This window comes from Mycobacterium sp. GA-1199, from assembly GCF_001500045.1.
Taxonomy (GTDB): domain Bacteria; phylum Actinomycetota; class Actinomycetes; order Mycobacteriales; family Mycobacteriaceae; genus Mycobacterium.
The window spans coordinates 73,386-84,598 of the sequence record NZ_LQIX01000055.1; the positions used below are offsets into that span (position 1 = coordinate 73,386).

General features: G+C 69.1%; 12 protein-coding genes. 3 read left to right on the forward strand and 9 right to left on the reverse strand.

Annotated features, from left to right (window positions below; translation table 11 throughout):
* Window positions 1-11: 11 nt before the first annotated feature.
* Window positions 12-875 (reverse strand): 30S ribosomal protein S2, encoded by an 864-nt coding sequence (gene rpsB, locus AU198_RS23840; RefSeq protein ID WP_064351055.1) that lies wholly within the window; start codon window positions 873-875, stop codon window positions 12-14.
* 300 nt (window positions 876-1,175) lie between these two features.
* On the opposite strand from rpsB, the gene AU198_RS23845 reads away from it, so the two are divergent.
* The gene (locus AU198_RS23845) at window positions 1,176-1,673 is read left to right on the forward strand and encodes a murein hydrolase activator EnvC family protein (protein ID WP_064351056.1); all 498 of its coding nucleotides are present in this window, start codon (window positions 1,176-1,178) and stop codon (window positions 1,671-1,673) included.
* Window positions 1,674-1,779: 106 nt separating this feature from the next.
* Window positions 1,780-2,745: an LLM class F420-dependent oxidoreductase gene (locus AU198_RS23850; RefSeq protein WP_064351057.1), complete on the forward strand. Its 966-nt coding sequence runs from the start codon at window positions 1,780-1,782 to the stop codon at window positions 2,743-2,745.
* Here the strand turns inward: AU198_RS23850 and AU198_RS23855 are convergent.
* From AU198_RS23855 to AU198_RS23885, 7 genes are all read right to left on the reverse strand, one after another.
* Entirely contained in the window at window positions 2,729-3,616 is an 888-nt protein-coding gene (locus AU198_RS23855; protein WP_064351058.1) for an alpha/beta fold hydrolase, read from the reverse strand. The two genes, AU198_RS23850 and AU198_RS23855, sit on opposite strands and share 17 nt — an antisense overlap.
* 70 nt (window positions 3,617-3,686) lie before the next feature.
* Window positions 3,687-4,589, reverse strand: a complete 903-nt coding sequence (locus AU198_RS23860) for a tyrosine recombinase XerC (protein ID WP_064351059.1) — start codon at window positions 4,587-4,589, stop codon at window positions 3,687-3,689.
* A gap of 33 nt (window positions 4,590-4,622) precedes the next feature.
* Window positions 4,623-5,783, reverse strand: a complete 1,161-nt coding sequence (locus AU198_RS23865; RefSeq protein ID WP_064351060.1) for a lactate 2-monooxygenase — start codon at window positions 5,781-5,783, stop codon at window positions 4,623-4,625.
* A 24-nt stretch (window positions 5,784-5,807) separates the two neighbouring features.
* Window positions 5,808-6,656, reverse strand: coding sequence for a siderophore-interacting protein (locus AU198_RS23870; RefSeq protein WP_064351061.1), 849 nt, complete (start codon window positions 6,654-6,656; stop codon window positions 5,808-5,810).
* 132 nt (window positions 6,657-6,788) lie between these two features.
* Window positions 6,789-7,913, reverse strand: a complete 1,125-nt coding sequence (dprA, locus tag AU198_RS23875) for a DNA-processing protein DprA (RefSeq protein WP_064351062.1) — start codon at window positions 7,911-7,913, stop codon at window positions 6,789-6,791.
* The gene (locus AU198_RS23880) at window positions 7,910-9,421 is read right to left on the reverse strand and encodes a YifB family Mg chelatase-like AAA ATPase (protein ID WP_064351063.1); all 1,512 of its coding nucleotides are present in this window, start codon (window positions 9,419-9,421) and stop codon (window positions 7,910-7,912) included. The genes dprA and AU198_RS23880 overlap by 4 nt, the downstream gene beginning before the upstream one ends.
* Window positions 9,422-9,790 carry a YraN family protein gene (locus AU198_RS23885; protein ID WP_064351064.1) on the reverse strand — a complete coding sequence of 123 codons (369 nt, stop codon included), beginning with the start codon at window positions 9,788-9,790 and terminating at the stop codon, window positions 9,422-9,424.
* A gap of 137 nt (window positions 9,791-9,927) precedes the next feature.
* Here AU198_RS23885 and AU198_RS23890 point away from each other — a divergent pair, with 137 nt between their 5' ends.
* Window positions 9,928-10,746 (forward strand): DUF1206 domain-containing protein, encoded by an 819-nt coding sequence (locus tag AU198_RS23890; protein WP_064351065.1) that lies wholly within the window; start codon window positions 9,928-9,930, stop codon window positions 10,744-10,746.
* On the opposite strand, the gene AU198_RS23895 is transcribed toward AU198_RS23890, so the two are convergent.
* Window positions 10,747-11,118, reverse strand: a complete 372-nt coding sequence (locus AU198_RS23895; RefSeq protein WP_064351066.1) for a heme-binding protein — start codon at window positions 11,116-11,118, stop codon at window positions 10,747-10,749.
* Window positions 11,119-11,213: the final 95 nt, after the last annotated feature.

Genomic DNA, 11,213 nt, shown 5'->3' on the forward strand with positions numbered 1-11,213 from the left:
TGAGCCTTCCCTTACGGGTTCTGTGCGGGTTTGGGTTCGGTCTGGATGTCCGCCTCGGGCGTGCCCGGCTCGGCGCCCGCGGCGGTCGGGGATGCGGTGGCGGTCGCGCCCGCGAGCAGCTCCTGCTCCCACTCGGCGAGCGGCTCGGCGGCGTCAGCGTCCGGCTTGTCACCGTCCCGGCCCACGCCCGCCCGGGCTTGCAGACCCTCGGCCACCGCGGCGGCGATCACCTTGGTCAGCAGCGCGGCCGAACGGATCGCGTCGTCGTTGCCCGGGATCGGGTAGTCGACGAGATCGGGGTCGCAGTTGGTGTCGAGGATCGCGATGACCGGGATGCCCAGCTTGCGCGCCTCGCCGACGGCGATGTGCTCCTTGTTGGTGTCGACGACCCACACGGCCGAGGGCACCTTGGACATGTCGCGAATACCGCCCAGCGACCGCTCGAGCTTGTTCTTTTCGCGGGTCAGCATCAGGATTTCCTTCTTGGTGCGACCCTCGAACCCGCCGGTCTGCTCCATCGTCTCGAGTTCCTTGAGACGCTGCAGCCGCTTGTGCACGGTCGAGAAGTTGGTGAGCATTCCGCCCAGCCAGCGCTGGTTCACATACGGCATGCCGACGCGGGTCGCCTCTTCGGCGATCGACTCCTGCGCCTGCTTCTTGGTGCCGACGAACATGATCGTGCCACCGTGCGCGACCGTCTCCTTGACGAACTCGTACGCCTTGTCGATGTAGGTCAGCGTCTGCTGCAGGTCGATGATGTAGATGCCGTTGCGGTCGGTGAAGATGAACCGCTTCATCTTGGGATTCCAGCGACGGGTCTGATGCCCGAAGTGGGTGCCGCTGTCGAGCAGCTGCTTCATGGTTACAACAGCCATGAGTCCATGGTCCTTTTCGTCGGTTGATGCCGGCGTCGGGTGACGCCGAGCCCTGGTGACTGCTCGGAGTGCCGAACCCTTTCCGAGAATTCGGGCCGGGACCGACGGCATCCGGGGAACGACCTAGTGGAACGGGCCGCGGTGCAGACACGCGAAGTCAGCCCGCGCAAGCGAGCTGCGGTTAGCAGTTTACACCCTGCACAGGCGTGCTTTTTCCACGCCGATTCCATGCGAGCAGGCTGTCCACAAATCCTCGTCACCCTCTGGCGCGGACCTGGCATGACGCGTTGAGCTGGGGTAATGCGGTGCGTAGCGGCGGTCGCCGCGCTGGTTTGCGCTCTGGTCTGGGCGGCGCCGGTCGCGGCCGAGGACGGTCGGCTGGCCTGGCCGCTGCAGCCGCGGCCCGCGGTGACCAGGGCCTTCGACGTGGCGGAGCCGAACTGGACGCCGGGACATCGCGGCGTCGACCTGGCGGGCACACCCGGCCAGCGTGTGCTGGCCGCGGCCGAGGGCACCGTGGTCTTCGCCGGTGAGCTGGCAGGGCGGCCGGTCGTGTCACTCGCCCACCCCGGCGGCCTGCGGACCAGCTACGAACCGGTCCGGGCGACGGTCGTGCGAGGACAGCGCGTCGGCCCCGAGGCGGTGATCGGCGTGCTGGAGGCCGGACATCCCGGCTGCCCGCGCTCGGCGTGCCTGCACTGGGGCGCGATGTGGGGTCCGGCGTCGCGCGCCGACTACGTCGACCCGCTCGGTCTGGTGGTCACCACCCCGATCCGCCTCAAACCGATCACGGGCTGACTTGCTCCCCATGGGCCGAGCGTGCATGTCTGTACACGCCACGCCGCTCTTTCTCCGCCGTCTACGCACGCTCGAGACGCGACGAGCGTGCGCCTAACGTCGAACCGTGACCATCGACGCTCATCGCTGCCGACCGCTGCGTTTCGGGCTGACGGCCGGCCTGCCGCGCACCGGCGAGCAGATACGGACCTTCGCCCGCGCGGTCGAGAGTTCCGGTTTCGACGTCTTGTCGTTCGCCGACCACCTGGTCCCGATGGCGCCGCCGTTCACCAGTGCCGCCGCGGCCGCGATGGTCACCAAGCGGCTAATTGTCGGAACGCTGGTGCTCAACAACGACTTCCGCCACCCCGTCGAAACCGCCCGCGAGGCGGCGGGCCTCGCGCTGGTCTCCGACGGCCGGTTCGAACTGGGCATCGGCGCCGGGCACATGAAGTCCGAGTACGACGCCGCGGGCATCCCGTTCGATGGCGGTGGGGTGCGCGTGTCACGGTTGGCCGAGGCGGTCGGGGTGATCCGCGCGCTGCTCGACGGCCAATCCGTCGACGCCGACCTCGAGCACTACCGGATTCACGCCGAAGCGGGTCAACTCCTTCCGGTTCCGCCCTCGCGCGTGCCACTGTTGATCGGCGGCAACGGAACTCGCGTCCTGAGACTCGCGGGACGGATCGCCGACATCGTCGGGCTCGCGGGCATCACCCACAACCGCGACGCCACCGCGGTCCGGCTGACACACTTCGACGCCGAAGGACTCGCGAACCGCATCGCCGTGGTGCGCGAAGCCGCGAGCGACCGGTTCGAGCACATCGAACTCAACGCGTTGATCCAGGCCGTCGTCGTGACCGACGACCGGCCCCGAGCCGCCGAACAACTGGCCGCCACGCTCGGCGGCGTCTCCCCCGAGCGCCTGCTGACGTCACCGTTCGTGCTGATCGGCACATGCGAGCAGATGGCCGAACAACTCACCGAGCGCAGGCAGCGGTTCGGGGTCAGTTACTGGACCGTCTTCGACGAACTGCCGGGCAGACCGTCGGCGATGTCGGATATCGCCGAGGTGATCAAGCTGCTGCGCTGAGCGTGTCGAGAAACTCCAGCATCGCCGATACCACGACGTCGGGCTGGTCCCGCTGAACCCAATGTGCCGCGCCCGCAACCACTTCGATGCGAGCCTGCGGAATCAGTTCGGCCGCGGCCTGCGCCGCCGCCAGCGGCACGCTGGTGTCCTTGTCTCCGTGAACAATCAGCGCCGGACGCGGAAACGTCGCGAGCCGGTCGCGGTAGTCGGTGGTGAGGCGATTCCACCGGACCTGGTCGCGTTGCCACTGTCCGAACGCGTCGAAAGCGTGCTCCGCCCTCGCGGCCGACTGAATCTCGTCGACCAGTTCCGGTGTTCGCGCCGCGGGGTCGCCGATCAACGCCGGCATGACCCATTCCATGGCACGACTGCTTCGCCCCGACCACCGGCTCACCGCGCTCAGCAGTCCGGTGCGCACCATGGCCCAGGTCAGCACCTGCCGGACTCCCGACAGCGGCCCTTCAGACAGTCGGGACATGAACCCGTAGCTGGCCAACAGCATTGCCCCCGTGACGTTTTGCGGCCGATCCAACACATGCCCGATCGTCATCCCACCACCGAGCGACAAACCGCCGATCGCGTAGCGGTCCAACCCAAGCGCGTCGACGAACTCGCCGACGTAACCGACCAACCGATCCTGGGTCGACGGCCAGGGCGCCGGCGGGCTCTCGCCGTAGCCCGGATGATCCGGAGCGAGCACGCGGTAGCCGCCGGCCGCGAGCCGCGGCCCGATGCCGCCCCAAGACAGCGAGGCGCTGTCCACTCCGGCGCCGTGCAGCAGCACTACCGTCGGCGCGCCGTCCACGCGCTCGGGTATCCATTCGAGGTAACTGACCGGCCCCCACGACAGCCGAACTGTTGCCCTTCGCACGAGTCCTCCTCTGCAATTGAGGTGCCCGCGCAGTCGCTGAGCGATCGCTAGAGCACCGAAACCACCGTAGTCACGCGCGGGGGTGGGCCTGGTCGTGGACGGCTCGCAGTCGTGCGACCGTGACATGCGTGTAGAGCTGCGTGGTGGCGAGGGTGGAATGGCCGAGCAACTCCTGCACGATACGCAAGTCGGCGCCGCCCTCGAGCAGATGCGTTGCGGCGCTGTGCCGCAACCCGTGCGGCCCGATGTCAGGTGCGCCGTCGACCGCCGCCACGGTCTGGTGCACGACGGTGCGCGCCTGGCGAGGGTCGAGCCGACGGCCACGGGCTCCCAGCAGCAGCGCCGGGCCCGAGTCGGCGGTGGCCAACGCCGGCCTGCCGCGATCGAGCCACGCCGTCATCGCATCCTGCGCGGGCACACCGAACGGCACCGTCCGTTGTTTGTTGCCCTTGCCGAGGACCCGCAGCAGCCGCCGCGGCATGTCGACGTCATCGATGTCGAGTCCGCACAGCTCGCTGACACGAATACCGGTGGCGTACAACAACTCCACGATCAGCAGGTCGCGCAGCGCCATCGGGTCCCCCTGTTCGGCCCCGGATTTCGCGGCCGCCATGGCGTCGAGCGCCTGGTCTTCACGCAACACCGCGGGCAGCTCACGCCGAGCCTTCGGCACCTGCAACCGGACCGCGGGATCACCCGCGATTAACCCGCGCCGCACCGCCCACGAAGTGAACATCTTGACCGCCGACGTGCGCCGGGCCAGCGTCGTGCGGGCGGCGCCGGCGGCGGCCTGGGCAGCCAGCCATGCCCGCAGCACCGGCAGACTCAGCGCGTCGAGACCGACTTCGTGTCCGCGCTCGGACATGAACCCGAACAGCGACCGCAGATCACCGAGATAGGCGCGGCGGGTGTGCTCGGAGCGGCCCCGCTCCAGCGCGAGGTACTCGTCGAACTCCTCGAGGACGCCTTCCACGACACCAACCGTCGCAGAATCTCCCCGCAACGTTCAGGTGACGCGCCGCAGCGTGTCCGGAGTGAGATCGGCGAGGGTGGGATAGCCGTCGACAGCCATCGTCAGGTCGGCCTCGGCAAGCAGTGAACGCAGCACGTGAACGACGCCGTCCACCCCGCCGAGTGCCAGTCCGTAGGCATAAGGCCGTCCGATTCCGACGGCGGTGGCGCCCAGCGCGAGCGCTTTGACGATGTCGGCGCCGCTGCGGATGCCCGAGTCGAACAGCACCGGCAACCCGTCGGCCGCCTCCACGACCCCGGGCAGGCAATCGATGGCCGCCAGCCCGCCGTTGGCCTGTCGTCCGCCGTGGTTGGAGCAGTAGATCGCGTCGACGCCGCCGTCCTTGGCGCGCCGCGCGTCGTCGGGATGACAGATGCCCTTGACGATGAGCGGTAGATCGGTCAGCGAACGCAGCCACGGCAGGTCGTCCCACGTCAGCGGGTTGCCGAAGAGCCCCACCCAGTGCATGACGGTGGCCTGCGGGTTTTCCTCGGGCGGCTGTGGCAGTGCGGCCCGGAACACCGGGTCGCTGGTGTAGTTGGCCAGGCAGCGGCCGCGCAACTGCGGGAAGTTCGACGTCGACAGGTCACGCGGCCGCCAACCGGGCACCCAGGTGTCCAGGGTGACGATGATCCCCTTGTAACCGGCGGCCTCGGCGCGGTGGACGAGGCTGGCGGCCAACTCTCGGTCAGTCGGCGTGTACAGCTGGAAAAAACCTGGTGTCTCACCGAATTCGCCCGCGATGTCCTCGAGCGGGTCCTCGGTGAGGGTCGACACCACCATCGGCACACCGGTGCGTGCCGCGGCGCGGGCCGTGACGAGGTCCCCGTGCCCGTCCTGTGCGCAGATTCCGATGACCCCGATCGGCGCCATGAACACCGGCGACGGCAGCGTCATGCCGAACACGTTGACCGAGAGGTCGCGTTCCCGGGTGGCGCGGAACATTCGCGGCATCAGACCCCAGTTGTCGAACGCGGTGCGGTTGAGCCGCTGGGTTCGTTCGTCCCCGGCTCCTCCCGCGACGTAGGAGTACACCGACGGCGGCATGGCCGCTTCGGCCTTGGCCTCCCACTCCGCGAACGTCATCGGCAGCTTCGGCACGATGCCGGAGAGGCCCTGCAGGTAGATCTCGAACTGGTAGTTACCGAACGTCATGCGGCAAGCGTGCCAGGCTTGCGGTCAGGCGCCGGCTTCGGCCTTGGCAAGCTCGGCCTTCCATTGGCGGAAGGTCTCCTCGGTGCGTCCGCGTCGCCAGTAGCCGGAGATCGACGACGCCCATTTGGCCTCGATACCGCGCTCCTTGCGGATGTAGGGCCGCAGGTTGTGCATGACGGCCTGGGCCTCGCCGTGGATGAACACCTGCACCTGTCCGGGTAGCCACGGGGTCTCCTTGACCGCGGCGATCAGCGGAGCGTGATCACCGGCCTGATCCTCGGGCACCAGGTCGGCACGCCCGCCCCTATAGATCCACCGCACCTCGACACCGTCGGGCTTCTTCAGCGGAATCTCGTCCTCGGGTCCGGCGACCTCGATGAATACTCGTCCGATTGCGTTGTCCGGCAAGGCTTCCAGCGCGGCACTGATCGCGGGCACCGCCGCTTCGTCACCCGCCATCAAATGCCAGTCCGCCGCCGGGTCGGGTGCATAGGCGCCGCTGGGCCCCATCAGATAGGCGGGCTGGCCGGGGGTCGCGGCGGCCGCCCAGGGCCCGGCGACGCCGTGGTCACCGTGCACCACGAAGTCGATGTAGATCTCTCGGCGTTCGGGGTCGACGCTGCGCACGGTGTAGGTCCGCACCGTGGGGCGTCGCTCCTGCGGGAGCGACGAGAACGAGTCGAGTGTCAGCGGTTGCGGCAACTGCGCGACATCGATGCCGCGATCGACGATCACGAGCTTGACGTAGGAATCGGTGAACTCGTTCGGGGTGAACGTGTCGAACCCCGATCCTCCGAGAACCAGCCGGATCATATGGGGTGTCAATTGCTCGGTACGCACCACGTCGAAGGTGTGTATCGGTCGCCCTGCCACGAAAGATCCCTCCCAAAACTCAGCCGGCCTGGTTCACCAAACTGGTTCCGAGCCGGCCTCCCCGACTATACGAGCGGACGCCGACGGTCGGGGGTCTACCTCCTACGACCAACGGCTCTGCCGACACGCGGGTCATTGTGGCGCCAGCTTCCATCGCCCGTCCCGCGCGACCACCAGGCCGCAGAGTTCGAGGTTCACCAGCGGACCCAGCACCAGACGCGCCGGAAGCCCGGAAGCCACCGCGATCTCCTCGGCGGTCCGCCCGCCGCGGCGAGGAAGCGCGTCGTACACGCGTTTGTCGGTGTCACTGAGCTCGTCGAGCGGTGAGACCGGGCGGTCTTCGTCGGGCGCCAGCTCCCCCATCCGGCCGACCAGTTCGACGACGTCTGCCGCGCGCGTGACGAGGTGCGCTTCGCCCCGCAGCAGCGCATGACACCCGACCGACGCCGACGACGTCACCGGCCCGGGCACCGCACACACCGGACGACCGAGCGCCCGTGCCCACGCCGCGGTGTTGGCGGCACCGCTTCGCGCACCGGCCTCGACCACGACGGTCGCCCCGGCCAGCGCCGCCACCAACCGGTTCCTGGTCAAGAACCGGTGGCGCGCGGGTCGCACGCCGGGCGGATACTCGCTGAGAAGCAAGCCGTGTTGGGCGATGCGCCGCAGCAGCGCGGAATGCCCTGCCGGATAGGGGACGTCGACGCCACCGGCGAGCACCGCGACGGTGACCCCCTCCACGGCCAGCGTCGCACGGTGCGCGGCGCCGTCGATGCCGAACGCGCCACCGGATACCACCGCGACGTCGCGCTCTGCCAGCCCGGCTGCCATGTCGCCGGCGACGAATTCGCCGTATGCCGTCGCGGCCCGGGTCCCGACGACCGCGGCGGACCGGAAGGCGACCTCGTCGAGAGCCGCGGGCCCGATCGCCCACAGCACCATCGGCGCGTACGCCTGCGGCCGCAACCGGTCCGGAGCGCCCCCGAACCCGGCGAACGACAGCAGGGGCCACTCATCGTCCTCACTGGTGATCAGGCGGCCGCCGTACCGCGCCAACACCGCGAGATCACCGGCTGCGCAGTCGATGTCACGGCGGGCCTCGGCGTGGGAGTTGACTTCTTCGCCGGCCTCACCGCGCCCAACCCGCTCCGCGGCTTCCACCGCGCCCACCCGCTGTACCAGTGCCGCGAGTGCGGGACACGGCGGTTCGACGACCCGCGAGAGATACGCCCAAGCTTCGGTGGTTTTGTCGGTCACGGCACACCTCCGGCCGGTCGGAAACTCAACGCGGTGGTGACGTCGTCCAGAGTCGGCGAAGTCCGGCCCGCAAGATCACTCAGCGTCCATGCGACCCGCAACGTGCGATCCATACCCCGGACGCTGAGCGTGCCGCGATTGAGCGCGGCCTCGAACGGTTTCATCACCGCCGTGGGCAGCCGAAACTTGCGCCGCAGCAACGACCCGCTGACCTCGACGTTGGTGCGGATGCCGTGTGGCCGCCACCGCTCGGCGGCCGCGGCACGTGCCGCGGCCACCCGCTCACGCACCACATCGGTGGACTCGCCGTCCTTGGCGACGATCGCGCCGGCCCGTAGCGAGTGCATCCGCACGTGAAGATCAACCCGGTCGAGCAGCGGACCGGAAAGCTTGCCGAGATAGCGGCGCTTCTCGTGGCCGGTGCACACACAGTCCCGTGGGTCGGGGCGGGCGCACGGACACGGGTTCGCGGCCAGGACCAACTGGAACCGTGCCGGATACCGGGCGATGCCGTCACGGCGGGCGAGGCGGATTGCACCGTCCTCCAACGGAGTACGCAACGCCTCGAGCACACTGCTGCCGATCTCGGCGCACTCGTCGAGGAAGAGCACGCCGCGGTGCGCCCGGCTGACCGCGCCAGGGCGCGCCATCCCCGACCCGCCGCCGACCATCGCCGCCACGCTCGACGTGTGATGCGGCGCGACGAATGGTGGTCGCGTGATCAGCGGGGCGTCCTCCGAGAGCAGACCTGCCACCGAGTAGATCGCCGTGACTTCCAGCGCCTCGCTCTCCGACAGCGACGGCAGCAAGCCCGGAAGACGTTGAGCCAGCATTGTTTTACCGACACCCGGCGGGCCGGTCAGCATGACGTGATGTCCGCCCGCCGCCGCCACTTCGACGGCATACCGCGCCTCGGTTTGGCCGACCACGTCGGCGAGGTCAGCCATCGGCACGGGTCTCGACGAAGGCGAGGTGATGCGGCCTTCGAGTCGTGCCCTGCCCTGCAGCCACGACTTCAACTGACTCAGCGTGCGCACGCCCCACACCTCGATACCCTCGACCAGGCTCGCTTCGGCGAGGTTGCCGGCGGGGACGACGGCCGCCGGCCAACCCTCGCGCTTGGCGGCCAGCACAGCGGGGAGGATGCCCCTGACGGAGCGGACCCGCCCGTCGAGGGCCAATTCCCCGAGTAGCACGGTCTTTTCGAGACGCGGCCATCGTTCTTTCGCGCCGGCCGACAACACCGACAACGCCAACGCGAGGTCGTAAACCGACCCGACCTTGGGAAGAGTCGCGGGTGACAGCGCCATCGTCAGCCGGGTCATCGGCCAGTCACACTTGGAGTTCGTGATGGCAGCCCGGATCCGAGCGCGCGACTCCTGCAGCGCCGCATCCGGCAGGCCGACCAGATCAACGCTCGGTAGACCAGACCCGACAAAGGCCTCGACCTCTACGATCTGGCCCTCGAGCGCGGTCACCGCGACCGAGTACGCCCGCCCCAACGCCATCTACCCCACCCCCTGTAGATGCGTGATCTCCGGTGTGCGGCTTCGGCCGAACCGCACCCTGACCACGTCGATGCGCACCTGCGACCATCCGGTGTCCTGGGCGGCCAGCCACAGCCCGGCGAGCCGCCGCAGCCGACGCACCTTCTGCGGGGTCACGGCCTCCTCGACCCCGCCGAACCGGTCGCTCGTCCGGGTCTTCACCTCCACGAACACCGCGGTGTGGGCCAAGTCGTCGACCGCGATCACGTCCAGCTCGCCGTACCGGCACCGCCAGTTGCGCTCGAGCACCCGAAGCCCCAGCGCCCGCAGGTGGTCGACCGCGAGTTGCTCTCCCAGCGCGCCGATCTCGGCGCGAGTCCATGAGTTCATGGCTCCACGGTCGAGCACGTGACCGACACGCAGGCGGCATCCGGGAGCCCTCAGGCCCCGTGATCCCCAATCCCGACTTTGTCCACAGCTCGAGCCCACGCTGTTTCGTCGACGTCAAAAAGCGGGTACACGCCGGCATGACCGACAACTCGTTACACGGAGTCGCCGACCGGGCGACCGACAGCGATGCGTTCGAGTACACCGCGCGCGCCGGCTTCGCGATCAGTGGCGTACTGCATCTGCTCGTCGGCTATCTGATTCTGCGCATCGCGTTGGGATCCGGCGGTAACGCCGACCAGTCGGGGGCGCTGGCCACCTTGGCGCAACAGACGGGCGGCGCAGTGCTCCTGTGGGTTGTCGCCGCCGGACTGCTGGCACTCGGGCTGTGGCGCGTCGCCGAGGCGATCGTCGGCCCGCGCCCGGGTGAGGGCTCGGGCCGCTTCCGCGACGACACACCGGCGTGGAAGCGCGCGAAGTCGCTCGGTCTGGCCGCCGTCAACTTCGCGATCGCATTCTCGGCGGCCCGCTTCGCCATGGGCAGCGGACAGCAGAGTTCTCAACAGAACGCGGGCCTGTCCGCGCAGATGATGCAATCCGGTTGGGGCAAGGCCGTGTTGATCGCGGTCGGGCTGGGCCTCCTCGTCGTCGGCGGCTACCACGTGTACAAGGGCGTGACGAAGAAGTTCTTCAAAGACCTGCGCGCGTCCGGCGGCACCGGCGTCACCGCCGTGGGCATCGCGGGCTACACCGCCAAAGGATTGGTCCTCGGGGGCGCGGGTGTGCTGGTCATGGTGGCCACGCTGCAGGCCGACCCCGCCAAGGCGAGCGGACTCGACGCGGCGGTGAAGACGCTCGGGCAGGCGCCGTTCGGCAGATTCCTCCTCATCCTCGCCGCGATCGGCATCGCCGCGTTCGGCGTCTACAACTTCGTTCGCGCCCGGTCCGGGCGGATGTGACTATTCGCCCATCGCCTCGAACAGCATCGCCAGCTGTCCGGGGCTGACGGCGATACCGCACTGCGCGCGCATATCGGTCAGCGGTGCCGCGATCCCTCGCAGGTCGAGGTATTCGTTGGGATGCGCGGTGAAGTACGCCCGCACGTTGGCACGGGCAGCGTCCGGCGGCTGCGTCGCCGCGGCCGTCAGCACCTCGTTGGCGCCGGGGTGCGACTCCAGGTAGCCACCGGCCTGGCTGAGCACGCCGCTCGCCGTCGTCGCCAACCCGCTGGCCGTGCACGGCGCGGCACTCGCCACGGGGACGGCGCCCAAGACGCCGGCCGCCACCAGTGCCGCTCCGCAAACCAGTCCCGAACGCTTGGATCTGTTCATTCGTCCGTCCTCGGTGTCGGTATGCGGGGCCGGCGCCCCCGGTCGAGGCAAACGTACCCCCGCGTGCGCAACGCGGCACCGCTGTACCGAAGAGA

Bases quoted from the DNA above. Each gene is read 5' to 3' on its own strand.
- rpsB (WP_064351055.1), bottom strand. From the start codon at position 875: ATGGCTGTTGTAACCATGAAGCAGCTGCTCGACAGCGGCACCCACTTC.
- AU198_RS23845 (WP_064351056.1), top strand. From the start codon at position 1,176: ATGCGGTGCGTAGCGGCGGTCGCCGCGCTGGTTTGCGCTCTGGTCTGG.
- AU198_RS23865 (WP_064351060.1), bottom strand. From the start codon at position 5,783: ATGACGTTCGGTAACTACCAGTTCGAGATCTACCTGCAGGGCCTCTCC.
- AU198_RS23880 (WP_064351063.1), bottom strand. From the start codon at position 9,421: ATGGCGTTGGGGCGGGCGTACTCGGTCGCGGTGACCGCGCTCGAGGGC.
- AU198_RS23885 (WP_064351064.1), bottom strand. From the start codon at position 9,790: ATGAACTCATGGACTCGCGCCGAGATCGGCGCGCTGGGAGAGCAACTC.
- AU198_RS23890 (WP_064351065.1), top strand. From the start codon at position 9,928: ATGACCGACAACTCGTTACACGGAGTCGCCGACCGGGCGACCGACAGC.
- AU198_RS23895 (WP_064351066.1), bottom strand. From the start codon at position 11,118: ATGAACAGATCCAAGCGTTCGGGACTGGTTTGCGGAGCGGCACTGGTG.